30 protein-coding genes and 1 tRNA gene are annotated in these 25,796 nt (G+C 35.5%); 20 read left to right on the top strand and 11 right to left on the bottom strand.

Annotated elements, in window-relative coordinates:
- Window positions 1-138 precede the first annotated feature (138 nt).
- The 8 genes from DZ858_RS06565 (at window position 139) to DZ858_RS06530 (ending at window position 7,294) form a co-directional block, all read left to right on the top strand.
- On the top strand, window positions 139-768 hold the full coding sequence (locus DZ858_RS06565) for a bifunctional nuclease family protein (RefSeq protein WP_117158772.1): 630 nt from the start codon (window positions 139-141) through the stop codon (window positions 766-768).
- Window positions 769-844: 76 nt separating this feature from the next.
- Entirely contained in the window at window positions 845-2,620 is a 1,776-nt protein-coding gene (locus DZ858_RS06560; RefSeq protein WP_117158771.1) for a NupC/NupG family nucleoside CNT transporter, read from the top strand.
- 172 nt (window positions 2,621-2,792) lie between these two features.
- Entirely contained in the window at window positions 2,793-3,617 is an 825-nt protein-coding gene (locus DZ858_RS06555; RefSeq protein ID WP_117158770.1) for a thymidylate synthase, read from the top strand.
- A gap of 13 nt (window positions 3,618-3,630) precedes the next feature.
- Window positions 3,631-4,065 carry an energy transducer TonB gene (locus DZ858_RS06550; protein ID WP_117158769.1) on the top strand — a complete coding sequence of 145 codons (435 nt, stop codon included), beginning with the start codon at window positions 3,631-3,633 and terminating at the stop codon, window positions 4,063-4,065.
- A 90-nt stretch (window positions 4,066-4,155) separates the two neighbouring features.
- Window positions 4,156-5,322 carry an ergothioneine biosynthesis protein EgtB gene (egtB, locus tag DZ858_RS06545; protein ID WP_117158768.1) on the top strand — a complete coding sequence of 389 codons (1,167 nt, stop codon included), beginning with the start codon at window positions 4,156-4,158 and terminating at the stop codon, window positions 5,320-5,322.
- 16 nt (window positions 5,323-5,338) lie between these two features.
- On the top strand, window positions 5,339-6,316 hold the full coding sequence (locus tag DZ858_RS06540; RefSeq protein WP_117158767.1) for an L-histidine N(alpha)-methyltransferase: 978 nt from the start codon (window positions 5,339-5,341) through the stop codon (window positions 6,314-6,316).
- Between the two features lie 19 nt (window positions 6,317-6,335).
- On the top strand, window positions 6,336-6,854 hold the full coding sequence (locus DZ858_RS06535; RefSeq protein WP_117159542.1) for a DUF3124 domain-containing protein: 519 nt from the start codon (window positions 6,336-6,338) through the stop codon (window positions 6,852-6,854).
- Between the two features lie 158 nt (window positions 6,855-7,012).
- Complete coding sequence (locus tag DZ858_RS06530) at window positions 7,013-7,294, top strand: DUF427 domain-containing protein (RefSeq protein ID WP_193550705.1); 282 nt, start codon at window positions 7,013-7,015, stop codon at window positions 7,292-7,294.
- On the opposite strand, the gene DZ858_RS06525 is transcribed toward DZ858_RS06530, so the two are convergent.
- A complete protein-coding gene (locus DZ858_RS06525) occupies window positions 7,295-8,371 on the bottom strand; it encodes an aminotransferase class V-fold PLP-dependent enzyme (RefSeq protein ID WP_117158765.1) in 1,077 nt (358 codons plus the stop codon). It abuts the gene before it with no gap.
- A 60-nt stretch (window positions 8,372-8,431) separates the two neighbouring features.
- Between DZ858_RS06525 and DZ858_RS06520 the strand changes: the two genes are divergently transcribed.
- The 6 genes from DZ858_RS06520 (at window position 8,432) to DZ858_RS06495 (ending at window position 12,892) form a co-directional block, all read left to right on the top strand.
- Window positions 8,432-8,884: a 2TM domain-containing protein gene (locus DZ858_RS06520; RefSeq protein ID WP_117158764.1), complete on the top strand. Its 453-nt coding sequence runs from the start codon at window positions 8,432-8,434 to the stop codon at window positions 8,882-8,884.
- Complete coding sequence (locus tag DZ858_RS06515; RefSeq protein ID WP_117158763.1) at window positions 8,881-9,363, top strand: dihydrofolate reductase; 483 nt, start codon at window positions 8,881-8,883, stop codon at window positions 9,361-9,363. The genes DZ858_RS06520 and DZ858_RS06515 overlap by 4 nt, the downstream gene beginning before the upstream one ends.
- A gap of 1 nt (window position 9,364) precedes the next feature.
- Entirely contained in the window at window positions 9,365-10,207 is an 843-nt protein-coding gene (locus DZ858_RS06510) for a fructosamine kinase family protein (protein WP_117158762.1), read from the top strand.
- 89 nt (window positions 10,208-10,296) lie between these two features.
- Window positions 10,297-10,797, top strand: a complete 501-nt coding sequence (locus tag DZ858_RS06505; RefSeq protein WP_117159541.1) for a pyridoxamine 5'-phosphate oxidase family protein — start codon at window positions 10,297-10,299, stop codon at window positions 10,795-10,797.
- A 76-nt stretch (window positions 10,798-10,873) separates the two neighbouring features.
- Window positions 10,874-11,755 (top strand): ACP S-malonyltransferase, encoded by an 882-nt coding sequence (gene fabD / locus DZ858_RS06500; protein ID WP_117158761.1) that lies wholly within the window; start codon window positions 10,874-10,876, stop codon window positions 11,753-11,755.
- Between the two features lie 93 nt (window positions 11,756-11,848).
- Window positions 11,849-12,892: an NAD(P)/FAD-dependent oxidoreductase gene (locus tag DZ858_RS06495; RefSeq protein WP_117158760.1), complete on the top strand. Its 1,044-nt coding sequence runs from the start codon at window positions 11,849-11,851 to the stop codon at window positions 12,890-12,892.
- Here the strand turns inward: DZ858_RS06495 and DZ858_RS06490 are convergent.
- On the bottom strand, window positions 12,889-13,200 hold the full coding sequence (locus DZ858_RS06490) for a DUF983 domain-containing protein (RefSeq protein WP_317124717.1): 312 nt from the start codon (window positions 13,198-13,200) through the stop codon (window positions 12,889-12,891). The two genes, DZ858_RS06495 and DZ858_RS06490, sit on opposite strands and share 4 nt — an antisense overlap.
- A 130-nt stretch (window positions 13,201-13,330) precedes the next feature.
- On the opposite strand from DZ858_RS06490, the gene DZ858_RS06485 reads away from it, so the two are divergent.
- The 3 genes from DZ858_RS06485 to DZ858_RS06475 are packed head-to-tail and all read left to right on the top strand — an operon-like array spanning window position 13,331 to window position 15,838.
- Window positions 13,331-15,247 (top strand): ABC-F family ATP-binding cassette domain-containing protein, encoded by a 1,917-nt coding sequence (locus DZ858_RS06485; RefSeq protein WP_117158758.1) that lies wholly within the window; start codon window positions 13,331-13,333, stop codon window positions 15,245-15,247.
- 18 nt (window positions 15,248-15,265) lie between these two features.
- On the top strand, window positions 15,266-15,445 hold the full coding sequence (locus DZ858_RS06480; protein WP_117158757.1) for a CPXCG motif-containing cysteine-rich protein: 180 nt from the start codon (window positions 15,266-15,268) through the stop codon (window positions 15,443-15,445).
- A gap of 36 nt (window positions 15,446-15,481) precedes the next feature.
- Window positions 15,482-15,838 carry a SpoIIAA family protein gene (locus DZ858_RS06475; RefSeq protein ID WP_117158756.1) on the top strand — a complete coding sequence of 119 codons (357 nt, stop codon included), beginning with the start codon at window positions 15,482-15,484 and terminating at the stop codon, window positions 15,836-15,838.
- On the opposite strand, the gene DZ858_RS06470 is transcribed toward DZ858_RS06475, so the two are convergent.
- Window positions 15,839-17,398, bottom strand: coding sequence for an AsmA family protein (locus tag DZ858_RS06470; protein WP_117158755.1), 1,560 nt, complete (start codon window positions 17,396-17,398; stop codon window positions 15,839-15,841).
- A gap of 113 nt (window positions 17,399-17,511) precedes the next feature.
- Between DZ858_RS06470 and DZ858_RS06465 the strand changes: the two genes are divergently transcribed.
- Window positions 17,512-17,584 (top strand) — tRNA-Met (locus DZ858_RS06465).
- Between the two features lie 63 nt (window positions 17,585-17,647).
- On the opposite strand, the gene DZ858_RS06460 is transcribed toward DZ858_RS06465, so the two are convergent.
- From DZ858_RS06460 to surE, 8 genes are all read right to left on the bottom strand, one after another.
- Window positions 17,648-18,754: a sensor histidine kinase gene (locus tag DZ858_RS06460; protein ID WP_117158754.1), complete on the bottom strand. Its 1,107-nt coding sequence runs from the start codon at window positions 18,752-18,754 to the stop codon at window positions 17,648-17,650.
- Entirely contained in the window at window positions 18,754-19,329 is a 576-nt protein-coding gene (locus DZ858_RS06455; RefSeq protein ID WP_239990730.1) for a LytR/AlgR family response regulator transcription factor, read from the bottom strand. Before DZ858_RS06455 ends, DZ858_RS06460 begins: the two co-directional genes overlap by 1 nt.
- Window positions 19,330-19,518: a LytR/AlgR family response regulator transcription factor gene (locus DZ858_RS15295; protein WP_239990729.1), complete on the bottom strand. Its 189-nt coding sequence runs from the start codon at window positions 19,516-19,518 to the stop codon at window positions 19,330-19,332.
- A gap of 170 nt (window positions 19,519-19,688) precedes the next feature.
- Entirely contained in the window at window positions 19,689-20,240 is a 552-nt protein-coding gene (locus DZ858_RS06450; RefSeq protein WP_117158753.1) for a hypothetical protein, read from the bottom strand.
- 328 nt (window positions 20,241-20,568) lie between these two features.
- Entirely contained in the window at window positions 20,569-21,078 is a 510-nt protein-coding gene (locus DZ858_RS06445; protein ID WP_117158752.1) for a C40 family peptidase, read from the bottom strand.
- Between the two features lie 33 nt (window positions 21,079-21,111).
- The gene (lpxB, locus tag DZ858_RS06440; protein ID WP_117158751.1) at window positions 21,112-22,233 is read right to left on the bottom strand and encodes a lipid-A-disaccharide synthase; all 1,122 of its coding nucleotides are present in this window, start codon (window positions 22,231-22,233) and stop codon (window positions 21,112-21,114) included.
- Window positions 22,234-22,350: 117 nt separating this feature from the next.
- Window positions 22,351-22,629 (bottom strand): hypothetical protein, encoded by a 279-nt coding sequence (locus tag DZ858_RS06435; protein WP_317124716.1) that lies wholly within the window; start codon window positions 22,627-22,629, stop codon window positions 22,351-22,353.
- 5 nt (window positions 22,630-22,634) lie between these two features.
- Window positions 22,635-23,414, bottom strand: a complete 780-nt coding sequence (gene surE, locus DZ858_RS06430) for a 5'/3'-nucleotidase SurE (protein ID WP_117158749.1) — start codon at window positions 23,412-23,414, stop codon at window positions 22,635-22,637.
- 192 nt (window positions 23,415-23,606) lie between these two features.
- Here surE and DZ858_RS06425 point away from each other — a divergent pair, with 192 nt between their 5' ends.
- On the top strand, window positions 23,607-24,767 hold the full coding sequence (locus DZ858_RS06425) for a DegT/DnrJ/EryC1/StrS family aminotransferase (RefSeq protein ID WP_117158748.1): 1,161 nt from the start codon (window positions 23,607-23,609) through the stop codon (window positions 24,765-24,767).
- On the top strand, window positions 24,764-25,792 hold the full coding sequence (gene galE, locus DZ858_RS06420; protein ID WP_117158747.1) for a UDP-glucose 4-epimerase GalE: 1,029 nt from the start codon (window positions 24,764-24,766) through the stop codon (window positions 25,790-25,792). The genes DZ858_RS06425 and galE overlap by 4 nt, the downstream gene beginning before the upstream one ends.
- The last annotated feature ends 4 nt before the right edge of the window (window positions 25,793-25,796 follow it).

Genomic DNA, 25,796 nt, shown 5'->3' with positions numbered 1-25,796 from the left:
TAATCATGGAAAGCATAATTTTTGTTACTTTGTGCCTGATATTAAAGGCTGTTTAATTAAGGAAACTTCCTTTTTTAAACAGCTTTATTTTTATGGGGACTTTTAAAAGTCCTTTAACATTGAAATCATACCTCTTTAATGAGTCTTGTAAGACTAAACATAAAAGGAATTTCCTATAGCCAAACGCAAAATGGCGCATACGCTTTAATATTAAGCGAAATGGATGGGGAACGAAAATTACCAATCGTTATTGGAGCCTTTGAAGCGCAATCTATTGCTATTGCGTTGGAAAAAGAAATAAAACCCCCTCGCCCACTCACCCACGACCTTTTTAAAAATTTCGCAGACCGGTTTGAAATCGTAATCAAGCAAGTGATTATTCACAAGTTGGTCGATGGTGTTTTTTACTCCAGCATTATATGTGAACGCGACGGATTGGAAGAAATAGTTGATGCTCGCACAAGCGATGCTATTGCATTAGCACTTCGGTTTAATGCACCTATTTTTACCTATAAAGCTATTCTAGATAAGGCCGGAATCTTTTTAAAAACAACCCCTAAAAAGAAAAAAGATAAAATTTCAAAGGATGAAGAGTCAGTCTTAGAAGAGTTAATTGGTGGAGAAGATAAAGAATCAGTTGCACCTTCAAAACAGAACTTTAGTAAGTTTTCTTTAAAGAAATTAAATGAAATGCTAGATGAAGCTGTTGCTAATGAAGACTACGAGAGAGCAGCTAGTATTCGAGATGAAATTTCAAAACGAGAATAAGCTTTTAATAAGACTTTCAGCAAACGTATTATTATGTATCCTAATCATTTTAAGAAGTAATTAATCTATAAACTCTATGCGGAATTTTTTATTGATTGCTTTTTTGAGTTTTTTCTGTTCAACTGTTTTTTCTCAAACAATTGAAAAAAAATGGCTCTTTCATAAAGTTGAAAACCCAAAAAACACTTCTTTAGTTAACCTAGACCCTTATCAAGATTATTTAAATTTAGACAACGGTAGATTCGAATACCGCCTACAAAGTAAAGATTCTATAAAAGCCTCAGGCGATTATATTTATCAGAATAATCTTCTGGTATTTTTTTACGACACACCAAAAAACATTATACAACGCTATCGAGTTGAAACTTTGACAGACTCCTCACTCGTTTTCTCAAAAAATAAAGCAGTCTACAACTTTAAAAATAAACGAAACGACGAAGTAATTACTGCTACAACAAGTGAAACACCAACAATCACTAAAAATACCGATAAGATAGTCCCTGCACAAGGTTTCTCTTTTAATAGCTTATGGCGTGGCATCTTAGGTATGATTTCATTAATATTTATTGCTTTTTTATTTAGCTCTAACCGCAGGGCAATTAACTGGAAAACAGTAGGAATTGGTTTAGCTTTTCAGCTTGTAATTGCTATTGGAGTATTAAAAGTTTCGTTTATACAAAGTATTTTCGAAGCCATTGGGAACGTTTTCATTAACATCCTCGAATACACGCAAGCAGGGAGTAAGTTCTTGTTTGAAGGCCTAGTGGTAGATATGGATACCTTCGGGTTTATCTTTGCTTTTCAGGTACTACCTACCATTATATTCTTCTCGGCATTAACATCCGTTTTATTTTACCTAGGTATTATCCAAAAGGTAGTTCGGGCATTGGCCTGGCTTTTATCTAAAGTTTTAAAAATATCAGGTGCAGAAAGTTTAAGTGTTGCCGGAAACATCTTTTTAGGACAAACAGAAGCGCCTCTTTTAGTAAAGGCCTATTTAGAAAAAATGAACAAGTCTGAAATATTACTTGTTATGATTGGCGGTATGGCAACTGTAGCAGGAGCCGTTCTTGCTGCATATATTGGCTTCTTAGGAGGAGATGACCCACTTTTACGACTTACATTTGCCAAACACCTATTAGCTGCTTCTGTAATGGCAGCCCCTGGAGCCATTGTAATTTCAAAAATATTATATCCTCAAACCGAAATAGTTGATACAGACGCGAAAGTTTCTTCAGAAAAAATAGGATCCAACCTATTAGACTCTATTGCTAACGGAACTACTGAAGGGTTACGTTTAGCTGTAAATGTAGGAGCTATGCTATTAGTATTTGTAGCAATGATTGCTTTAGTGAATGGTATTTTAGGTGGAATTGCTGGTTTTGATGGTTTTACAATCGAATCCTTAAACATAGCTTGGCATTTTACTTCTTTAAATGAAATAATTGCAACCTATACTCCATACCAGAAACTCTCATTAGAGTTTATTTTAGGGTATTTATTCGCACCACTAATGTGGCTTATTGGAGTTTCAAGTGAAGATATGATGTTAATGGGGCAGTTATTAGGTATTAAACTCGCCGCTAGTGAATTTGTTGGCTATATTCAATTGGCCGACTTAAAAGATGTTTCAAATGTTCTTCATTTAAAATATGAAAAATCGATTATTATGGCCACTTATATGTTGTGTGGCTTTGCCAATTTTGCATCGATTGGAATACAAATTGGAGGAATTGGCTCATTAGCGCCAGGACAACGCAAACAGTTATCTAGATTTGGGATGAAAGCTTTGATTGGCGGAACCATCGCTTCTTTAATTTCAGCAACAATCGCAGGGATGATTATTGGATAACTAGTTAAAAAAAGTAGCTGAGTGTTCCGACGGAAGAAAGAATATTTATCGAAACTACCGAAACCAAAACTCAACAATAAACACTCCGTTAATAACTATATAATAAATCCCGATAGATTCAGTTTAATAGAAAAGTGGTATTCTTTACATTTAACCACAAATATTTTTGACTATGGAGCAATATCACGACCTTATAAAGCACGTTTTAGAAAACGGAACAGAAAAACACGATAGAACCGGAACCGGAACCAAAAGTGTATTTGGCCACCAGATGCGATTTGACCTCAGCAAAGGATTCCCGATGGTTACCACCAAAAAAGTGCATTTAAAGTCAATTGTCTATGAATTGTTGTGGTTTCTAAATGGAGATACCAACATACAGTACCTTCAGGAAAATGGCGTTAGAATCTGGAACGAATGGGCCGACGACAAGGGCGATCTTGGTCCCGTTTATGGTCATCAATGGCGAAACTGGAACAATGAAGAAATCGACCAAATTTCAGATATTATTGAAACATTAAAAAACAATCCAGATAGTCGTAGAATGTTGGTCAGTGCTTGGAATCCTAGTGTTATGCCCAACACCAACAAACCTTTTTCTGAAAATGTAGCAAACGGGAAAGCAGCACTTCCACCTTGTCACGCATTTTTTCAGTTTTATGTAGCCGACGGAAAATTATCATGCCAACTGTATCAACGAAGTGCTGATATTTTCTTGGGTGTTCCATTCAATATTGCTTCGTATGCACTATTAACTATGATGGTCGCACAAGTTTGCGGCTACCAAGTAGGAGATTTTGTACACACCTTTGGCGATGCGCATATTTACAGCAATCATATGGAACAGGTTGAATTACAATTATCTCGAGAACCAAGACCCTTACCAAAAATGAAATTGAATCCAGAGGTGAAAGACATCTTTGGCTTCAAATTTGATGACTTTACTTTAGAAGATTATAACCCGCATCCGCATATTAAAGGAGCGGTAGCCATTTAAAAAACCTACTTACATGAAAAATGCACTAATTATACTCTGTATTATTTTCTCTACAACACTTTTTGCCCAAGAAGAATGGGGCGATGTACAAAAAAATGTAGTAACGCTTAAAGAAATACCTCCAGTTTGGCCTGGTTGTGAAAAAGGAAACGTTGCAAAACGCGATGCTTGTTTCAATAATATGTTGGCGCAACACATTGCCAAAAACTTTAAATATCCACCACAAGCCTACAAAAACAACGATCAAGGCCGGGTAGTCGTAAAATTCATAATTAATAAGGAAGGCTTGGTTGAAATTAAAGATGTTTCCGGCGGAAGTGCTGCTCTTCAAAAAGAAGCCAAACGTAATATCCTGGCCATGCCCAAAATGAGCAAACCGGGGATGATGGGCGGTAAGCCACGTCCAATTAACTTTACGGTCCCAATAACGTATAAAACTGGGAAGTAAAAAGAAACAGCCTTTAACAAACCCTAAACATCTTTCACAAAAAAGAATTGGTATCTTTAAAGTGTCGGCAAAACCCGGCACTTTATTATTATGATCAAAACCAAAAACCTCGTTTCCTTTTTTCTGGAAACCCGCGAACATACCGAATCTATTTGTAAACCCTTGGAAATTGAAGATTATGTGGTGCAACCCATAGTCGATGTTTCCCCTCCCAAATGGCATATGGGTCATACCTCTTGGTTTTTTGAAGAATTTATTCTGAAACCACATAAACCCAATTATCAATTATTTGATAAAGACTTTGCTTTTGTATTCAACAGCTATTACGAAGCCGTTGGTAAACGTGTTGTGAGAAATAACAGAGGAAACCTAACAAGACCAGGCGTAGCGAAAGTGTATGATTATCGCCATTATGTTACCAACGAACTGAAAGAATTTTTAAATTCTGACGATATTACTTCAGAAATTGAAGACATCCTTCTTATTGGTATCCATCACGAAAAACAACACCAAGAACTGTTGTTGACCGATATAAAATATATCCTCGGAAATAATCCGTTGCTTCCGAAATACAACGATTCGTTTCTTGAAAACCCAGGTCAGGAGTTTAAACAGGAATGGATTGCTGTTCCAGAAGGTGTGTATGAAATTGGCCACAATAATTCCGAAGAATTTTGTTACGATAATGAATTAGGTAGACATAAAGTGTATTTACACGACTTTGAAATTTCAAACAAACTTATCACCAATGCTGAATATTTAGACTTTATTGAAGCTGGCGGCTATAAAGACCATAACATTTGGCATGCCGAAGCTTGGGATTGGGTAAACCAAAACGACATTTCACAACCGCAGTATTGGCACGATATTGATGGGGAATGGCATCAATACACCCTAAATGGACTTCAAAAACTGAATTTAAAAGCTCCGGTAGCACATATTTCATATTATGAAGCGTTTGCTTTTGCACAATGGAAAGGTTGCCGGTTACCTACAGAATTTGAGTGGGAAATCGCTCAAAATCAATTTAATTGGGGCAGCCGTTGGGAGTGGACCGAAAGTGCCTATCTCCCCTATCCTGGCTACACAAAAGCTCCAGGAGCCATTGGTGAATACAACGGGAAATTTATGGTCAATCAAAAAGTGCTACGAGGAGGCTCGGTGGCAACTTCGCCAAAACATACCCGCGCCACCTACCGCAATTTTTTTCAAACTAATCTACGTTGGCAATTTACCGGGTTAAGGTTAGCCAAATAATTCCGACTATCCATCTATGACAACAAAAACTCAAACTAAACTAGACACTTCTTTCAAAAAAGAAGTGTATGAAGGGCTAACTACGTTCCCCAAATACCTTTCTTCAAAATATTTCTATGATAAAGCTGGAGATAAGCTTTTTCAGGATATTATGGCAATGCCAGAATATTATTTAACCGATTGTGAGTTTGAAATTTTAGAAACCCACACAGAACCTATTGCTGAATATTTCCGCGGAAAAGAAAACGGTTTCGACCTCATTGAATTAGGGGCTGGCGACGGTAAAAAAACAAAAATATTGCTAAAACACCTTTCAGAAAATAACTTCAACTTTGTTTATAAACCTATCGATATCAGTCAAAATGCGATTGATAGTCTTTCAGAAAAACTAGAAGAAGAATTGCCAAACGTGGAAGTTGACCCTGAAATAGGAGAGTATTTTGAAGTATTAGAACGTTTGAAGGAATATAACAGCCGCAAAAAAGTAATTGTCGTTTTGGGGTCTAATATTGGTAATTTATTACATCCACGCGCCATTGATTTTCTTTCAAAATTGAAAGATACCATGCAAGAAGATGATATGCTTTTTATGGGTTTTGACCAAAAGAAAAAACCCGAAACCATACTAAATGCTTATAGTGATGAAACTGGAATTACAGCCGCTTTCAACAAAAATATTTTGGTGCGTGTTAATCGAGAACTGGATGCCAATTTTGATGTAGAGAGCTTTAAGCATTGGGAAACCTATGACCCTGAAAGCGGAACTGCTAAAAGTTTTTTAGTTGCTACAAAACAAATGGAAGTAACCGTTAATGAGCTGGATCTCACTATTCAATTTGATCCTTGGGAAACCATACATACTGAAATATCGCAAAAATATACCGACAAAGTGGTAGATTGGTTGGCCGATGAATCTGGACTAGAAATTGAAACCTCGTTCACTGACAGCAAAGGGTATTATAAAAATTATGTATTTAAGCGAAAAAATGCGTAATTTTCAACAAAATCAGTTTATGAAGTACCTAAGCATCCTTTTCTTTTTATTGTCATTATCTGCTTGTGAAGACCCGATGAAAAAACAATTGGCAACGGTTGATCTTACTCACGATTGGGAGAACAGAAAATTAAACACGAATATGCCTGACAGCCTTCTAACTAAAGGAAGTACGTATCTACCTGTTTACTCTGAAATTTACCAACAAAACAAGAGCTTTACATTCAATCTTACAACAACTGTTAGTATTCGAAATATCAGTCTAAAAGATACTATCTACATTTATAAAGCCGATTATTACGATACTTATGGAACTCGAATTATGCAATATTTAGATCATCCAGTATATGTACAGCCTATGGAAACTATAGAAATTGTAGTTGATGAAGAAGATAAAGGTGGTGGTACTGGTGCCAACTTTGTTTTTGACTGGGCAACGAAAAAAAACAAATTAGAACCTTTATTTGAAGCCGTAATGATATCGACTGCCGGGCAACAAGGTCTTTCTTTTACCACGCGGGGAGTCCGAAAAAAGTAAGATTCAAATCGGTGGTTTCGATACAACCCCGAAACGCTTCGCTTTCGGAATCACTCAATCACCTTTGTCTTAGTTAGGCGATTGAGTGATTTTAAGTAACCGTAGGTTATCTTAAAATAGTACCGAAACCGATCGAGAAGAAATAAAAAAAACACATTATGAAAGCCATCTGGAATAACACAATAGTAGCTGAAAGTGATGACACGATTGTTATTGAAAACAATCATTACTTTCCGCCAAATACTATAAACGAACAATATTTTACAAAAAGTGAATCACACAGCCACTGTCCGTGGAAAGGACAAGCTTCCTATTATACGGTTGAAGTGAATGGCGAAAAAAATCCAGATGCTGCTTGGTTTTATCCTGAAGCCTCTCACGCTGCCAAGTCTATAGAAGGCTATGTTGCTTTCTGGAAAGGCGTTGAAGTAGTTGAGTAATTAATGCTTTAAAATCTCTAAAAGGGCTTCCAAATCTTCTTCTGAATTGTAAAAATGGAACCCTACCCTAATACCACCACCCCGTTGGGAACAAATTATATTATTCTTTTTTAGTTTCTGGAACAAAACAGCATCCCCTTTTATATTAAAAATAGGAGAATGGTTTTCTCTATTCACAATAGTATCATTTAACAATCCCAAGTCCATAAAAGCTAATTTGGCTTTTTCTGATAAGACCTTTATTTTATTTTGAATAATATCAACCCCTAACTCTTCCATAAACTGAAGTGATTTTCGTAAGCTACCATAATTAAAAAGACCCAAATGCCCAGGTTCAAAATGTTTAGTAAATGTGATTTCTTCTGGCGAACTATCAAAATTAGCGGCAGAGTTAAAACCAATGGTATTTGGGAATATTTTCTCCTTTACAGATTCTTTAAACAAAAAGAAACCGTTGCCATAGCCTGAAAGCAACCACTTATAGGTACTTGTCCCAATAACATCCAAAGGGCTTTCTTCAAAGTTAAATTTTTCTGTGCCTAGATATTGTGTTCCGTCTGCTATTAATAATAAATCTGGGTGATAGACTTTTAATTCTTTTAAAAAATCGAAATCAATTTTTATTCCGCTAAGCCACTGTACAACACTGAAAACAAAGACCGTTGGGCGGTGTTTGGTCACGGCAGCTTCAATATTTTGCTCTATATTTCCAGTTGTTTCAGCAAAGCAGACATCAAAATCACGCATTTGTACTGGCCAATTAATAGAAGGATAATCGCCTTTCAACAACAATACTTTTTGTTTTTGAGGTAATCCTTCCAGCAAGGTATTTAACCCAAATGAAAAGTTAGGAACCAAAGCAACATTCGATTCCGAAGCATGGAAGAAACTGGATATTGTTTCACGTACATTTTTAAGCGCTTCAAGAGTAGCACCATAATCATTCCCGTTAAATAAAAAACCTTCTTCTTGTTCTTTGCGCCAATTATATACAGGCTTTGAGAGCAGCCCAGAAGCGGGTGTGTTTAAATACACGCGACCTTGTAAAGCCGGAAAGTGTTTTTTAAAATCTTTCATCTAGTTGGATTAAACAATTAAAAATAGGTATTTTTACTTTAGACATAAAAGTAACCAACTATGTTTTCAAAATCTAAAAAAACCGAACGAATTGATTCGGAACAACGCGAACAATATGAATATGCTCGCAAACGCATTAAGCAGAAAAAGAATTTAATGCGGCATTTTATCTTCTTTTTATTAGGCTCTATTTTTCTTTTAGTTGTTGACTTAGTGCTTAAAAAAGGAGCCGATATTCTCTTCCCCAACTGGTCCGTTTGGGTGGTACTTATTTGGGCTTTTATACTATTAATACACGTATTTAATGTGTTTGTTATGAGCAAGTTTATGGGTAAAGAATGGGAAGACCGTCAACTCGAAAAACTAAAAGCCAAGCAAGCAGAACGCATTAATAAACTACAAAAAAAGGTAGATGATGAGCTGCCATTACCAAAAAAAAAGGAAGTGCAAGACCCCATGAAGCCATTGACCGAAAAAAAGGACAACAACCCCTTACCGCCAGACGTACAATGATTACTCTAATAGCTGCAGCTGGTGAAAACAACGAATTAGGTAAAGACAATGATCTTGTTTGGCATCTGCCCGATGATTTTAAACGGTTTAAAAAATTGACTACAGGGCATCATATTATTATGGGGCGGAAAACTTTTGAGTCATTCCCAAAACCGCTTCCCAACAGAACGCATTTAGTCATTACACGAAATAAAGATTATAAAAAAGAAGGTGCTGTTGTGGTACATAGCTTAGATGAAGCTTTGCTAAAGGCACACAATGACCCACAACCTTTTGTTATTGGGGGTGGTGAAATTTATAAATTAGCCATAGACACTGCCGATAAAATTGAACTAACCCGAGTTCACGGAAGGTTTGAAGCAGACACCTATTTTCCTGAAATTGATATGAATAAATGGCAATTAATTTCTGAAGTGAAACACGAAAAAGATGAAAAGCATAACTATTCGTTTTCATATTTAACTTACGAACGAAAGTAGTTTGAATATTCTTACCAAAATAGCCGAAGAAAACAATCTGAATTTACTTGAATCAACACCTCTTTCCGGAGGTGATATCAACGATGTGTTTTTACTGAAATGTGCTTCAAAAAAGTACGTGGTTAAAACGAATGATGCTTCAAAATTTCCCGGAATGTTTGAAGCAGAAGCAGAGGGTTTAGATTTATTAAGAAGTTCAAACAGTTTTAAAATTCCTTCGGTAGTCAAATTTGGAGTTATTGAAAACACCTCATATTTGTTGTTAGAATATATTTTGGAGGGTTCAGCTTCACATATTTTTTGGCAGCAATTTGCTGAAAACTTAGCAATACTTCATAAAACCACCCAACCTACTTTCGGGCTAGACCACAACAATTATATTGGCAGCCTTCCACAGTATAACGGAACACAAACTTCAGCAGCCGATTTTTATATTAATCAGCGGTTAGAGCCACAGTTTAAAATGGCAAAAGAACAAGGTTTCGATTTTTCAAAGTTGGACGTATTTTATAAAAACATTTTTTCAGAAATACCAAATGAACCGCCGTCTCTACTTCATGGTGACTTATGGGGTGGGAATTATTTGGTTTCAGAGGATGGAAATCCTACTTTAATCGATCCCGCTGTTTCGTTTGCATCTCGTGAGATGGACCTGGCCATGATGCAACTTTTCGGTGGGTTTTCAGAAGAAGTTTTTAGTCACTATCATTCCATCTTTCCGCTCAAAAATAATTGGAAACAACGTGTTTCCTTATGGCAATTATATTATTTGTTGGTTCACCTTAATCTTTTTGGAAGCAGCTATTTATCTCGTGTACAAAACATTGCGAAAAAGTATCGATAATGTATTAACAAATAATTGGACATACTTTAATAAAAAATTGACGCTTTAAAGGAGTCAAAACTCGTACCTTGAAAAGAAAAACAAAAGATATGAGCACTGAAAATTTAACCAACGACGAAGCAAAAAAAAGATTAAAAGACATGGTAGAAGACATTAAAGTCGCCATGTTCGCCACACGATTAAACAAGCAACCTTTGAGTGTGGTGCCTATGCATACAAAAGAAGTAGACAAAGAAGGGAACATTTGGTTTTTAAGCGGAAACAATAGTGACCACAATAGTGATTTGCTTAAAAATTCTAAAACGCAGTTATTGTACAGCGATCCCAATGCTATGAAGTTTGTGAGTGTATACGGAGATGCTGAAATTGTTACCGATCAAGCTGTTTTAGATGAGTTATACAACAAAAAAGACAACGCTTGGTTTGACGGTGCGGAGGATCCTAATTTAACCGCTATTAAATTCCATCCTAAAGAAGCCGCTTACTGGAACAACGACAGCAACAAATTAGTGACATTTTTTAAGTTACAGGCTGCGGCCGTAACCGGAGATGACAAAGACATTGGCAAATCTGGTAAGATGGATTTATAATAAACTTACACTATCCCCTTTCAGTTTATGAAACGGGGATTTTTATTTTTACTTTTACAGCATAAAACAACCAACTATGAAAGCATACGTATTTCCCGGACAGGGAGCTCAATTTCCAGAAATGGGAAAAGATTTATATGAAACTTCAGATAAGGCAAAACAGTTATTTGACCGTGCCAACGAACTTTTAGGTTTTGATATTACCAAAATTATGTTCGAAGGTACTGCTGAAGAACTAAAAGAAACCAAAGTAACCCAGCCTGCCATATTTTTACATTCAACTATTTTGGCAACCGTGATGGGCGACAATTTTAAACCTGATATGGTCGCTGGACACTCACTAGGTGAGTTTTCTGCATTAGTAGCCAACGGAGCTTTAGCTTTTGAAGATGCGCTTATTTTAGTTTCTAGAAGAGCGCAAGCCATGCAAAACGCTTGTGAATTAAAACCATCTACAATGGCTGCTGTTTTAGGCCTTGAAGATCATGTAGTAGAAACAATCTGTGCCGATATTGAAGGCGTGGTAGTAGCCGCAAACTATAATTGTCCAGGGCAATTAGTAATTTCTGGAGAAACATCTGCCGTTGAAGCCGCTTGTGAAGCTTTAAAAGAAGCTGGAGCGCGTCGCGCGTTATTATTACCGGTTGGTGGCGCTTTTCACAGTCCGTTAATGGAACCGGCTCGCGAAGAGTTAGCAGCTGCTATTGAAAACACACATTTTTCAAAACCATCTTGTCCGGTGTACCAAAATGTAAGTACGTTTGCTGTTACTGACCCTGAAGAGATTAAGAAAAACCTCATTTTTCAATTGACCGCACCAGTAAAATGGACGCAAAGTGTTCAAAACATGATTAAAGATGGTGCAGACCATTTTATTGAAGTGGGTCCTGGTAATGTTTTGCAAGGGTTGGTTAAAAAGATTGATCGCTCGCAAACCACTGAGAAGGCAGAAATTTAAACTCTTTTTTAAAAGAATTTATAAAATGCCACAAAATGAATTTGTGGCATTTTATTTTTATAGTAATAAATAACCATCATTATAGATTTTAGTATGAAACAAGTTGATTACATCATCGTAGGCTTAGGAATCGCTGGTATCTCTTTTTGTGAAACATTACAAAAACACAACAAAAGCTTTATGGTATATGATACTGGAATCAATCATTCCACGGTAGTTTCCGGCGGAGTTTTTAATCCGGTGGTTTTAAAACGATTTACAGCCGTTTGGAACGGAAGTATTTTTTTAGAGAAAGCTATCCCTTTTTACAAAACTGTTTCAGAAAAACTACAGGTTCAGTTACTGGAAAACACACCTATTTACCGAATTTTAAACAACATTGAAGAACAAAACGACTGGATGGTGGCCAGTGATAAAAAAGTCCTTTCCCCTTTTCTTTCTACTGAAATCATAAAGAACGAAAACAAATCCATAAAAGCTCCGCACGGATTCGGAAAAGTATTGGAATGTGGAAAAATCAATCCTTCCAAATTAATTTCAGCGTATCGCAATTACCTTCAGAACACTAACCAATTAATTACTGAAACTTTCGAGTACGAACAACTTCAACTAAAAACCGATTCTGTTAGTTATAAAACTATTTCAGCAAATAAAATTGTGTTCTCCGAAGGTGCTTCAGCTGTAAAAAACCCGTATTTTCCAACGGATAATTTTGTAGGGAATAAAGGAGAGTACCTATTAATAAAAGCACCAAAACTTCAATCGGAAGGAATTTTAAAAGGGTCGCTGTTTATTATTCCACAAGGGGATGACATCTACAAAGTAGGCGCTACGTATAGCCGGGACGATTTCAGCAAACATGCTACGGAAGAGGCTCGTAAAACAATTACTTCAAAATTAGAAAAGATGATATCATGCGATTATGAGATTATTGATCAAATAGCCGGTGTGCGTCCTACGGTAAAAGACCGAAAACCGCTCTTAGGAACCTTAGAGCACGAAAACCTCTTGTTTTTCAATGGTCTTGGTACGCGAGGAATTTTAATGGCTCCGCTCCTATCGCAATGGTTGTATGATTTTTCAGAAAATAACAACAATTTACCTTCTGAAGTAAACATTGGCCGATTTAAAAATTAATTTGTTTTCTCCGGATTGTACTTAAAGAAAAAGTTAATCCAGATATTTCTCGATAAGCGTAAAATTATTGGGAAGAAAAGAAATAATGTCCCGGCAATAACAAAAAAGGTATTTAAGCGACCTAACCCTATAAAAAAGTACGAAATAATAAAAGCTGCAACAGCAAAGGCTACTCCAACGGCATAACTAACATACATCGCTCCATAGAAAAAAGAAGGTTCAATTTTAAACTTCGTTTTACAATGTGGGCAATTGTCATGCATATTTAATGTCTCAGAAAAAATATACGGATTTTTGGTTTTATACATATTGCCTGTTTGACACACAGGGCATGTGCCTGTAAATATGCTATATAATTTAGAGCCTTTCATAGTTATTTTTTTTCCAATACAAATTTAAGCATCTTTGCAAAAATTTACCGTTACAATTGTTACATAAATGCTGAATATTCATAATCTTTCTGTTTCTTTTCAAGGGGAATACCTTTTCGAAAAAATAACCTTTCAACTTACGCCTGGAGACCGCGTTGGTCTTGTTGGTAAAAATGGTGCAGGTAAATCTACGTTGCTTCGTATTATCTCTAATGAACAAGAATATGACGAAGGACAAATTGCTACCGATAAAGAGGTTACTATTGGCTTTTTAAAGCAGGATATCGACTTTACTAAAGGTAGAACAGTAATTGAAGAATCGTACGAGGCTTTTGCTGAAATCAAGACGCTGGAGAAAAAACTGGAATACATCAATACGCAATTGGCTGAACGTACCGATTATGAAAGTGATAGCTACAACCAGTTAATGATCGATTTGAATGATGTACAACACCAATATGAAATTCACGGTGGTTACAATTATCAAGGTGAAACTGAACGGATTTTACAAGGATTAGGATTTAAACGGGAAGATTTTGGGAAGCTAACCGAAACGTTTTCAGGCGGATGGCGTATGCGAATTGAATTAGCAAAGCTGCTACTTCAAAACAATGATATTTTGCTTCTGGATGAGCCTACCAACCACCTGGATATTGAATCTATTCTTTGGTTAGAGGAGTTTCTAAACGGTTATGCCGGAGCAGTCGTTGTGGTTTCGCACGATAAAATGTTTTTAGATCACGTAACCAATAGAACGATTGAAATTTCCTTAGGAAAAATATACGATTACAATTATCCCTATTCAAAATACTTGGTACAACGCGCCGAATTACGTGAACAACAACTTGCAGCACAGAAAAACCAGCAAAAGCAAATAGAAACCACCGAAAAACTTATTGAAAAGTTTAGAGCCAAAGCTAGTAAAGCCACAATGGCACAGTCTCTTATTAAAAAGTTGGACAAAATAGACCGCATAGAGGTGGATGAAGACGATAACAGCGTGATGAGCTTATCATTCCCTATTTCAGTAACACCTGGAAAAGTAGTTATTGAGGCTGAAAATATTTCAAAAACATATGGTGACAACCACGTACTGAGCAATATTGACTTAAAAGTGGATCGTGACAGTAAGATTGCCTTTGTTGGTCAAAACGGACAAGGTAAGTCTACGTTGGCTAAAATAATCGTCGGCGATTTAGAGCACCAAGGAAAAATGAACTTAGGACACAATGTACAAATAGGATATTTTGCTCAAAATCAAGCTGAATATTTAGATGGTTCAAAAACCGTTGAGGAAACCATGATTGATGCGGCCGATATGAAAAGTCGCCCACGTGTTCGCGATATTTTAGGTGCATTTTTATTTAGAGGTGAAGAAGTTGATAAATATGTACGCGTTCTTTCGGGTGGTGAACGTAACCGATTGGCATTGGCAAAACTGTTATTAGAGCCTTTTAACGTCTTGGTAATGGATGAACCCACCAACCACTTGGATATAAAGTCAAAGAATGTGCTAAAGGATGCCTTGAAGAGGTTTGAAGGAACTTTATTATTAGTTTCACACGATCGGGATTTTCTCCAAGGTATGACCGATAGAATCTACGAGTTTAAAGATCAAAAAATTAAAGAGTATTTAGGTGACATTGATTATTTCTTAGAACAGCGTAATCTTGAAAATTTACGTGAAGCTGAAAAACGAACGGTTTCAGAAAAGAAAGAAAAGCAAAAAGTTACTTCTGGTAAGGAGGATTACGAAATGCAAAAAAAGCTAAAGTCGCTTCAAAATAAATTGAGCAATACAGAGAGCAAAATAAACAAGCTGGAAAAAGAGATCAAGGAAATTGATGTGGAACTCGCTGTGAATTATGATAAAACTATTGCTAAACCCAACTTTTTTGATGGTTATGAAGCTAAAAAGAAAAAGTTGAATACTTTAATGGAAGATTGGGAATCGGTAACTTTACAGTTAGACGACTTAAAATAATCATTTAAAGCAACACCGTTGAACGAGCATTTTTTTCAATGTCCATATTGTTGGGAGCAAATATCTATGCTTCTAGACCCCTCAGTAACGACTACCTATATTGAGGATTGCGAGATTTGTTGCAACCCAATTGAGCTTTCAGCCACGTTTGAGAATGGCGAATTGATTTCCTTTTCAGCAGAAAGTATTGAACAATAATTTTTTGCTATCTTTAATAGGTCTAACCTATTTAACATGCTATCAGATTTCAGTTTTTCAGATACTACCGTTGGTTTTCTAATTGAGGGAAATTTTAATTCAGAAACAGTGGATACTTTTATCGAAAAAATTAAAACTAAATTAGAGCAATTTGACGCAATCAACCTTTATATTGAAGATACAGGGATTGAAACATTTTCCATTCCAGCCGTTCTTAAAGAAGTACTATTCAAAATAAAATATGCTGATCAATTTAATAAAATAGCCGTGGTAAGCGACCGAAAATGGATTCATTCCTGCGGCGATATTGTTTCTCTTTTCGCAAACTCCAACACTCGGAATTTTACTTCAGAAGAACGTATGGATGCTATAACTTGGATTGCCGAACATTAATTAATTCTTACCGCCCGTTAAACTGCTTTTCAACCCTTTTTGAGCATTGAGCCATAAATAATTAAAGAACGATTTTGTTGTATCTCGGGTAACTTCTCCAGAACCTTTTCTGAAATCCTGATTACTTTTTTCACTGTCCTTTGAAATAAAAATATTGGCAATGGCAGATAAAAAACCATCCCTTTTGTCCCCTTTTTTATTTAATATAGAGACTTTAAACTGGTCGTAATTTATCTTTAAATCTACATGCGATGTTGTATTGTTACCGTCAATAGTAAAATAGGTTTTGTTGGCCTCACCTTCTAATTGCACTTTAAGATTTGGTATTGTAAAACTGTTAATGTCTTTAGCGGGTAAAGTTCCTACATTAGCTTTAAAAAGAAACGTATCGTTTGTATTGTTTACATCAAAACTCCAATTAGTTGTAAAAGGTGTATTTTCCATAAAAATAGCATCTATATCTATTTCAGTCTTTTTAGGAGCCTTATAGGTATTACTAACATTGCTCATGGTGGCGTTTAGGCTCTTAAAGTTAATTTCTCCTCCTTTATTGTCCTTTTTTACTTTTTCGGTATACACTATCCCTGCATTATTTATTTTAACGGAATCTAAGGTTAAATCAAAAGCAAGATTTCTTAGCATTTTACTGTACAAAGGCTTCGTAGTTTTATCATCGGTCACTAATTTATTTCTGAAAATATCCAAATATGGATTTTTTAATGTTACCGCATCGCCACTAATAAAGAGTCTTCTGTTTTGAAAACCAAAATCAATTTTCTTTACTAAAAATAAATCTATTTTTAGATCAAAATGGTCCTTCTCTACTGGAATGATGCGCGCGTGTTTTGCTCGGGAATACTTGGTGTACAAATGAATATCTGAAATCGCTATGTTCTTATTTTCTAACTGCATGTTTTTAACAGTTACATTTTCGTAATCGCTCACTTTTACAAAAACAGAGTCCGTTTGCGCTTTATAAGCTCCAAAAGCAATTGGTAGTCTTTTCCTTATAATTTCTTCATTTGTAGTGATAGAATCAACTTCAAGCGAAAAGTGATTTGTAAAAAGCATAAGTGAATCTTTCTTACCATCAAAAATGCTTATTGTAGCATCTTCAATTTTTAAACGATCTAGAAAAACAGGTCTATTCATCGTTATAAAACCAGATTGTGAGCTATCCCGACTTTTCTTTAATCTATTTTTATAATAAACAACCTTGGGCTTATTAATCGATATTTCATCTATATGAATTTTATCGTTAAGTAAATAATCCCAATAGCTTATATCGTCAATAATTAGTTTTTCTACTGAAATTTGCGTGTGAATTTTACTATCTTCTTTATTCTGAATCTCTACTGTAGGGTTAATGAGGGTAAGAGTGCCTTCATACATATCAAGCCTAAGATCGTCGTAAGACTGAATAATATTTTCTGGCAATCTGGTTGCTAAGAAGTTTTCTACTTTATTTTTAAAAAAATAATTTATCGCTACGATACCACCAATAAAGATAATCAGCACTGAAAGTAAGACGATTATAAAAAGTCGTATTTTTTTTGTCATCACCTAAAAATACAAAACACTGTCTTATGGACGAAAACTTTATGAAAAGCTGTTAATTTTATCATTTATTTGCTTGTTGAATTAAAAATCCTTTGTATCTTTGCCGTCCACATCGCGGGATAGAGCAGTAGGTAGCTCGTCGGGCTCATAACCCGAAGGTCACTGGTTCGAGTCCAGTTCCCGCTACTACACAAAAAGCCATAACGTAAAAGTTGTGGCTTTTTTAATTAAAATTGAGGCGAATAAAATTTACATCGGGATCTCAATAACCGTTTCAACTCCTTTATCATTGTCTTTGTTTCTAATTTCAAAAAAATAATTATCTCCATAAAGATTGCTTAACCTATCATTAATGTTAGAAAGCCCCACCCCATCGTTTAACAGCAGCGCATGTTTTTTAATCAATGGTGCGCCATCATTTTCAATTTTAATAATTAATTGATTTTTGTGCGACTTAATTTCAATATCAACCTTTAAATCGGTGTGGTCATAATTATAGCCATGCTTAATGGAGTTTTCGAGTATGGGTTGTAACAATAAACTAGGGACCATTGTTGACAATAGTTTATTGTCTATTTCCATAGTAATGCTTAAATGTTCTGAAAACCTAACTTTTATAATGTTTAGATAGTATTCTAAAATACGTAGTTCTTTTTCCAACGGAATTTTGTTGTTCTCATTATCGTAGAGTATTTCACGAAGAAAATCACTAAGATCTGCTATGGTATCTTTTGCCTTTCCGGCATCTATATCGGTCAACACGGCAATAGAATTTAATGTATTGAATAAAAAATGTGGCTGAAGTTGAGAAGACAACATCTTCATCCTAGTGTTTACCAGTTGAACTTCTAAATTAGTCTGTTTTTTTTCTGCCTTTTTCACCTCTTTCACGTAATAATAGGTGTAAATCATAAAGACCATGGCAAAATAGATTAAAAAGTTTAAATCTATTACATACATAAACCTATAGAGGCTTCCTTCAAAATCATATTCGGCAAAACTTAGCTTTCCTGCCAATATTAGGTAGAAATCAAACAACAACCTAATCACCAGACCTATTAGAAGCGAAAACAGGATGTGGGTAGATATAATTTTAACCCAAGAGTAATTTTTCCTTAAAAATCGCTTAGTGCTTATTGCTATCAAGGTCATATAGCCAACCACAATGACAAAATCAAAAAGCAGGTTGTCTACCAAAAAAGCTTTCCAAGAAAAAGGACCCATTTTTTCCATCTCGAAGGACATCATATAGGCTGTTTTTACTATCAATACCAAATCAAAAAGAGCATAAAACCCTGCCAATAAAAGAACCAGCCTTAAATCTATATATTTGTTATTTAATACGGAAGCTTTCATTATATGCCTATTTTTTTGAGAAATTCCTTTTTATGAGATTTGCTAATGTGTACTAATTTTTCATTGGACATTCGTGCATCAATTTCAGAAAAGTCTGAATGTACAATCTCCTTTACATGGGTAATGTTTACTATACTTGATCTATGAACTCGCACAAATAAATCATTGTCTAAAAGGTCGCAAAGATTTGTTAATGAATCCCGAAGCACATACTTTTTGTCTTCTGTAAAAATTTCAGAATAACATCCCGATGCTTTTATATAGAAGATATTTTCAGGGTTTAAAAGCACCGTTTTATTGCCTTGCTTAACTGGCAATTTAAATTGGCTGTTCCCTTTTTCAGATTTTAGTTTGTACAGATTAAATAGTTCTATAATCCGCTTTTCAAAATAGGAGTTAGCTTCACTTTTTGAAATTTTCAATACCTTATCTATGGTTCTGAAAAAACGCTCATCTTTAAAGGGTTTCAATAAAAAATCGAACGCATCAACATCGAATGCTTTTAAAGCATAATTGTCATAGGCCGTGACGAATATGACAATGGGTTTTGAAGTTCCACTTATTTTCTGAAGCACTTAAAAACCATTCATGTCTTTCATATTTATATCTAAAAAAACAAGATCGGGGTTCAGCTTGTTTATTTCTGAAATAGCCGATTTACCATTAGAACATTCCCCACTAACCTCTATTTCTGGCACCTTGCTCAGTAGAGACAACACCCTTTTTCGGGCAAGTTCTTCATCGTCTATAACCAGTGCTTTCATCTTGTTAAATTACTGAAATTCTTTTATTTGTGATAAGTTTAAATACCTGATTTGTATTTTTTACTCATATAATAAATTCTTTAATCATTTTTTTTGAAAAGGAATTAATAAAAGGCCATCGGCTTTTTAAAACCAAATGACCTGTTATTTAGCACCTTAAACCTATTTGTTCAATTAACTGCGACACCAATACCTTGATCTCTTGCATCAATTTTTAGGTTTTGTCTTTGGTTCCCATTTTCCAGTTTAACTCGATACAAGGCTTTCACGAGTAAATCACCCTTGGTTTTTGCATTATATTTGGTTTTCACCAAAGTCCATCCTTTGTAAGTATTGTGCATTTCCTTTCTTAAGGCTAATGGCAAAATAACATTATTAAAGTTTTGATACGTTTTAAGGAGACTTCCTTTATTGTTGAAATCTGCTTGCAAGTACCCATTACTACTCTTAAAAGTTACTAGGTAAGAGTCGTAATTTTTATTTTTTGAAGCATCTATGACTTTTTGAATATCAAAATGAGCATTCATAAAAGCGATGGGGTCTTCAGCAAATTGACCATTAAAGCGTTCACTTACTGTATAGGTAAAGCTATCTCCGTCTTGTAATACTGACGAGCTATTTGGAGCATACGTTAACTTAGTGGCGTCCAATTCCATAATTTCTTGTGCGCTTAAGATTGTTACACTTAAACATAAAAATGCACTAATTATTAAAGTTTTCATGATAAATATTTTAAAGGTTTAAAAAGATTTTTAAGCTGATAAATCATTGTACAATGCGATTTTACAGACTCTAAATTAACAGAGAAAAAGGCTCGTTATCTATAAATGATGTGAACGACCAATTTTTGATGTTGAAACCAATAAAATTTGATGTGGACTATTTTTAACTGTTAGCTGAAGGTGAAGTTTAGAAGTAAAACTGATTGAATAGTTGGCTAAGGTGCTGCCTTTTTAGAAGAAAAATATATTGAAACAGACCCCTTGAAACCGAGAACTTAAAATATAATAATTATTTTACACGAGTTTATGCACTTTAATGTCCTAGTTTTTAAATTATCCGTCGCACCTCTACAAAGGCATTGTTCCAATAATTTTCATCGAGAGAAGAAACTATCACTCCTCTGGAAGTTGTAGAATGGATGAATTTTACAATCCCCCTCCTTGATTCTACTACAAGGCCTACATGATTGATAACTCTGCGACTTTTATTTGTTTGAAAAAATAACAAATCTCCCTCCTCAGCATTCCGCAGCGAAATTCGTTTCCCTTGTTTGGCCATATCCCGAGATACTCGCGGCAATGCAATTTGTTCTTTTTTAAAGGACGTATATACTAAACCAGAACAGTCCATTCCCCTTTTTGTAGTACCACCAAACTTATAACGTGTCCCCTCAAACGTTTTGGCATAGGATATAATTTTATTTACCTTTTTAGGAGTTACCGTTTTATTAGTGTGAGTAGTAGCACCAATTATATTTTTTTGCTTTGTTACATTTCGAGAACTTCCGCAGGATACCATTGCAATAGCAAGGAATGAAAGAAGAATTAATTTTTTCATAAGGGCTTGTTTCAATAAATATAACTGATTTTTTTAATTTTTATTTTTTGTTTCTGAAAGAATCAATTGAGCTGTTTTATCACTCGCACCTTTTCCACCCAGCTTTTTTTCGAGATCGTAATAATCCAAAAACAGGACTGCACGATTGTATTCATCCAAAATTTGTGTCAATTCTTCTTTTACACGTTTGGTAGTAAAGTCGGTTTGTATCAACTCGATTACTGCTGGTTTATCTAAAATCAAGTTCACTAAAGAAATGTAATTTAAATTAATAACCCGTTTTGCAATCTCATAAGAAACTCTACTTCCCTTATAGCAAACTACTTGCGGCACTTTAAATAAGGCGGTTTCTAGCGTAGCTGTGCCCGAAGTTACCAAAGCAGCATGCGAAATACTCAGTAAATCGTAGGTTTTATTAAGCAATAGATGTACGTTTTGTTTTTTTAAGAAAGGCTTATAAAAGGAAGCCTCTTGACTAGGAGCACCGGCAATTACAAACTGAAATTCGCTAAAATCTTCAACCACACTGAGCATGATTTTTAGCATTTTTGAGATTTCTTGTTTTCTACTTCCAGGCAATAAAGCAATGATTGGTCTATTATCTAACCCGTGTTCTTCCTTAAAAGCACTAGGCTCTACTTGTTCACGCTGAGCTATTGCATCAATTAATGGATGCCCTACAAAGTGAACTGGGAATCCATGTTTTTTTTCGTAAAATTCTTTCTCAAAAGGCAGGATTACATACATATAATCCACATCGCGCTTAATGCTTTTTATACGGTTTTCTTTCCACGCCCATATTTGTGGCGAAATGTAATAATGTGTTGCAAACCCATTTTGCTTAGCCCAATTTGCAATACGAAGGTTAAAACCTGGATAATCAATAAATATAATGGCATCGGGTTGGTAAGCCTCAATATCTTTTTTACAAAAGGATATATTTTTCAAGATGGTACGAAGGTTAAAAACCACCTCTATAAACCCCATAAAAGCAAGATCGCGATAATGCTTTACTTGCTTTCCACCAACAGCTTCCATTAAATCACCACCCCAAAACCGAAAGTCAGCTTCTGGGTCTTGAGCCTTAAGCGTTTTCATTAAATTGGCTCCGTGCAAATCGCCGGAAGCCTCGCCAGCTATAAGGTAATATTTCATTGTTTTAAGTGCTTCGGAAAAATATCTTTAAAACAAAAATAGGGCTTTAATTATAACTTTCAGGAATAGCTGCTGCTATTTGATTGTAGAAGGAACACTTCAAGACCGACTGCTCCGCTATAAAAATTTTGAAACTAAAATAGCCAAAGCTGCTAAAACAGTAGCTAAAACCACTCCCCTTGCTCGATATACTTTGTTTTTCTTCAAAAAGATAAAGAAGGCACATAAGTTTAAAATAGCCCCTAAAGCAATAATATTACCCAACACATCTTGTTCAATAGAATATTGGATGGTTTTTTCTAAAGTTTCTTTTGAAAAAAAGTAAATGTATAAATAGCTTCCCGCAAGATTAGCTATAACACCAATGAGAAAGCCTATTAATATTTCTTTGGTCATTTTGTTCATGACAGTTTCCATGTGTTTAAATCTTTAATAGCATGGTGTGCCGTAAGGTCAAATTGTACAGGAACTACCGAAACATAGCCGTTTGCCAATGCCCATTCATCGGTATCTTCGCCTTTATCTTCATTTACAAATTCACCTGTAAGCCAATAATACTCGCGCCCTAGCGGATTTACACGTTTATCAAACTGTTCTTCCCAATGTGCATTGGCCTGACGGCATACTTTTATACCTTTTATTTTATCTTTTGATAATTTCGGAAAGTTTACATTTAAAACCACTCCTTTTGGCATGCCGTTTTTTAAAGCTTGCTTGGCTATTTTTTTTATAAACTTTTTAGTGGGTTCAAAATCGGCTTCCAGAGAATAATCCAATAATGAAAAGCCTACCGATGGAATTCCTAACGTACCTGCTTCAACCGCGGCACTCATCGTTCCACTGTAAATAACGTTTATCGAAGAATTACTTCCGTGGTTTACACCACTAACACACAAATCGGGCTTGCGTTTTAAAATTTCATTGACCGCTAGTTTTACACAATCTACTGGCGTACCGCTGCTGCTATATTCTTTTTGAGGCTCATCTTCTCGTACCTTAACTGAATCGCAATACAAGGTGTCATTAATGGTAATGGCGTGACCCATTCCACTTTGCGGTGAATCTGGGGCAACTACGCATACATCACCCAAAGTGTTCATTACTTCAATAAGTGCTCGTATTCCTGGGGCGGTAATACCATCGTCGTTGGTAACTAAAATAAGTGGTTTCTTCTTCGTCATAGGTTTTATTTCTGAAGGTAAAAATACAATTTTACTGTTGGGTTTTCTTTATGAAATGGTTTCATTTTTATGAAAAGTCAATAGGGTTCATATTTCAGAAGAACATTCAAAACCAATTGAATGAATAATAACATTGCAACCCGAATGCAATTTTCGTAATTTTGATAAAACAATCTCTTTTCAAAAAATAGCATGCGAAAAATACAAATGGTCGATCTTAAAGTCCAATACCAAGAAATTAAAGAACAAGTAAACCAATCTGTTTTAGATGTAATTGAATCTACTGCTTTTATTAATGGTCCAGAGGTTCATCAATTTCAGGAAGAACTAGAGGAATATCTAAATGTAAAGCACGTAATTCCTTGTGCTAATGGCACCGATGCCCTTCAAATTGCAATGATGGGACTTGGCTTACAGCCCGGCGACGAAGTGATCACTGCCGATTTCACCTTTGCGGCCACAGTAGAGGTTATCGCTTTATTAGGGTTAACTCCTGTTTTGGTAGATGTAGATCCTGTTAATTTTAATATTGATGTCGAAGCCATAAAAAAAGCTATTACCCCAAAAACTAAGGCCATTGTTCCGGTTCATCTATTTGGTCTTGCGGCCAATATGGACGAAATTATGGAGCTTGCCGAAGATAACAACCTGTATGTAATTGAAGATAATGCTCAAGCTATAGGAGGTACGTATACTTCAAAAGACGGAACAAAAACAAAAACGGGAGCGATTGGGCACGTAGGTTCTACATCTTTTTTCCCTTCTAAAAATCTAGGATGTTATGGTGATGGCGGTGCTATTTTTACCAATGATGATGACTTAGCTCATACTATTCGTGGGATTGTAAATCACGGTATGTATGTTCGCTATCATCACGATGTAGTTGGAGTTAATTCGCGCTTAGATTCTATACAAGCTGCTATCTTAAGAGCTAAACTACCCAAACTTGACACCTATAATGCAGCACGACGAAATGCGGCCAGAAAATACTCAAAAGCCTTAAAAGGCATTCAAAATATAGTTATACCTACCGGATATTGCGAAGCTGAAAACTCTGTTTGCGATGTATGCGATTGTCACGTTTTCCATCAATACACGCTTCGCATTTTAAACACAGATAGAGATGCTCTAGTGAATCACTTAAATGAAAATGGAATTCCGTGTGGGGTGTATTACCCTATTCCGCTTCATCTTCAAAAAGCCTATAAGGACGAGCGCTATAACGAAGCAGATTTTCCTGTTACCAATCAATTAATAAAAGAAGTTATTTCTTTACCGATGCATACTGAGCTAGATGACGAACAAATAGAATTCATCACTAAAACGATTATCAATTTTGTAGCAACCTCATGAAAAAAATACTTGTTACAGGCGGCTTAGGCTACATAGGTTCTCATACCGTTGTTGAATTGCAGCAGGCTGGATTTAAAGTGGTAGTTATAGACAACTTAGCAAATTCCTCTTTAGATGTTTTAGGCGGCATAACCACTATTACAGGTCAAGCACCTATTTTTGAACGATTGGACCTTCGAAATAAAGCCGATGTAATTGATTTTTTTAAAACGCATAACGATTTAGATGGCGTTATCCATTTTGCTGCTAGCAAAGCTGTGGGCGAAAGCGTGGAAAACCCGTTATTATATTATGAAAACAATTTGAACACTCTTGTTTATTTATTACAGGAGTGTAAAGCTCACAGTATCAATAACATTATTTTCAGCTCTTCTTGCACCGTTTATGGTGAACCCGATTCGTTACCAATTACTGAAACGGCTTCAATAAAAAAAGCAATGTCTCCCTACGGAAATACTAAACAAATAAGTGAAGAAATTTTGTTTGATACGTGTTATATTTCTGAAATGAAATCAATTGCCTTACGCTATTTTAATCCTATAGGTGCTCACGAAAGTGTTGAAATAGGCGAACTACCAATTGGGGTACCTCAAAACTTAGTGCCATTCATTACCCAAACTGCAGCTGGAATAAGAGAACAATTATCTGTTTTTGGAGATGATTACGATACTTCTGATGGAAGCTGTATAAGGGACTATATCCATGTGGTCGATTTAGCAAAAGCGCATCTAATTGCTATGCAACGATTACTTTCAGAAAAAAACACTAGCGATTTTGAAGTTTTTAATATTGGAACTGGAGAAGGAAGTTCTGTTTTTAAAGTAATAAAAACTTTTGAAAAGGTATCAGGAGAAAAGCTTAACTATAAAGTAGTAGATAGACGCCCAGGAGATGTTACAGCTATTTATGCCGATACTAAAAAAGCTAATGAGGTATTGGGCTGGAAAGTCGAAAAATCACTGGAAAATGCTTTGGCTTCAGCATGGAAATGGGAACAAAAAGTCCGCAGCAAAAAAGTGACATAAATAC

Origin of the sequence: Marixanthomonas ophiurae (genome assembly GCF_003413745.1) — a bacterium.
GTDB lineage: Bacteria > Bacteroidota > Bacteroidia > Flavobacteriales > Flavobacteriaceae > Marixanthomonas > Marixanthomonas ophiurae.
This window is presented reverse-complemented; position numbering and strand designations above follow the sequence as displayed.

Bases quoted from the DNA above. Each gene is read 5' to 3' on its own strand.
- DZ858_RS06565 (WP_117158772.1), top strand. From the start codon at position 139: ATGAGTCTTGTAAGACTAAACATAAAAGGAATTTCCTATAGCCAAACG.
- DZ858_RS06560 (WP_117158771.1), top strand. From the start codon at position 845: ATGCGGAATTTTTTATTGATTGCTTTTTTGAGTTTTTTCTGTTCAACT.
- DZ858_RS06555 (WP_117158770.1), top strand. From the start codon at position 2,793: ATGGAGCAATATCACGACCTTATAAAGCACGTTTTAGAAAACGGAACA.
- DZ858_RS06550 (WP_117158769.1), top strand. From the start codon at position 3,631: ATGAAAAATGCACTAATTATACTCTGTATTATTTTCTCTACAACACTT.
- egtB (WP_117158768.1), top strand. From the start codon at position 4,156: ATGATCAAAACCAAAAACCTCGTTTCCTTTTTTCTGGAAACCCGCGAA.
- DZ858_RS06540 (WP_117158767.1), top strand. From the start codon at position 5,339: ATGACAACAAAAACTCAAACTAAACTAGACACTTCTTTCAAAAAAGAA.
- DZ858_RS06535 (WP_117159542.1), top strand. From the start codon at position 6,336: ATGAAGTACCTAAGCATCCTTTTCTTTTTATTGTCATTATCTGCTTGT.
- DZ858_RS06530 (WP_193550705.1), top strand. From the start codon at position 7,013: ATGAAAGCCATCTGGAATAACACAATAGTAGCTGAAAGTGATGACACG.
- DZ858_RS06525 (WP_117158765.1), bottom strand. From the start codon at position 8,371: ATGAAAGATTTTAAAAAACACTTTCCGGCTTTACAAGGTCGCGTGTAT.
- DZ858_RS06520 (WP_117158764.1), top strand. From the start codon at position 8,432: ATGTTTTCAAAATCTAAAAAAACCGAACGAATTGATTCGGAACAACGC.
- DZ858_RS06515 (WP_117158763.1), top strand. From the start codon at position 8,881: ATGATTACTCTAATAGCTGCAGCTGGTGAAAACAACGAATTAGGTAAA.
- DZ858_RS06505 (WP_117159541.1), top strand. From the start codon at position 10,297: ATGAGCACTGAAAATTTAACCAACGACGAAGCAAAAAAAAGATTAAAA.
- fabD (WP_117158761.1), top strand. From the start codon at position 10,874: ATGAAAGCATACGTATTTCCCGGACAGGGAGCTCAATTTCCAGAAATG.
- DZ858_RS06495 (WP_117158760.1), top strand. From the start codon at position 11,849: ATGAAACAAGTTGATTACATCATCGTAGGCTTAGGAATCGCTGGTATC.
- DZ858_RS06490 (WP_317124717.1), bottom strand. From the start codon at position 13,200: ATGTATAAAACCAAAAATCCGTATATTTTTTCTGAGACATTAAATATG.
- DZ858_RS06485 (WP_117158758.1), top strand. From the start codon at position 13,331: ATGCTGAATATTCATAATCTTTCTGTTTCTTTTCAAGGGGAATACCTT.
- DZ858_RS06475 (WP_117158756.1), top strand. From the start codon at position 15,482: ATGCTATCAGATTTCAGTTTTTCAGATACTACCGTTGGTTTTCTAATT.
- DZ858_RS06470 (WP_117158755.1), bottom strand. From the start codon at position 17,398: ATGACAAAAAAAATACGACTTTTTATAATCGTCTTACTTTCAGTGCTG.
- DZ858_RS06460 (WP_117158754.1), bottom strand. From the start codon at position 18,754: ATGAAAGCTTCCGTATTAAATAACAAATATATAGATTTAAGGCTGGTT.
- DZ858_RS15295 (WP_239990729.1), bottom strand. From the start codon at position 19,518: ATGAAAGCACTGGTTATAGACGATGAAGAACTTGCCCGAAAAAGGGTG.
- DZ858_RS06450 (WP_117158753.1), bottom strand. From the start codon at position 20,240: ATGAAAACTTTAATAATTAGTGCATTTTTATGTTTAAGTGTAACAATC.
- DZ858_RS06445 (WP_117158752.1), bottom strand. From the start codon at position 21,078: ATGAAAAAATTAATTCTTCTTTCATTCCTTGCTATTGCAATGGTATCC.
- lpxB (WP_117158751.1), bottom strand. From the start codon at position 22,233: ATGAAATATTACCTTATAGCTGGCGAGGCTTCCGGCGATTTGCACGGA.
- DZ858_RS06435 (WP_317124716.1), bottom strand. From the start codon at position 22,629: ATGACCAAAGAAATATTAATAGGCTTTCTCATTGGTGTTATAGCTAAT.
- surE (WP_117158749.1), bottom strand. From the start codon at position 23,414: ATGACGAAGAAGAAACCACTTATTTTAGTTACCAACGACGATGGTATT.
- DZ858_RS06425 (WP_117158748.1), top strand. From the start codon at position 23,607: ATGCGAAAAATACAAATGGTCGATCTTAAAGTCCAATACCAAGAAATT.
- galE (WP_117158747.1), top strand. From the start codon at position 24,764: ATGAAAAAAATACTTGTTACAGGCGGCTTAGGCTACATAGGTTCTCAT.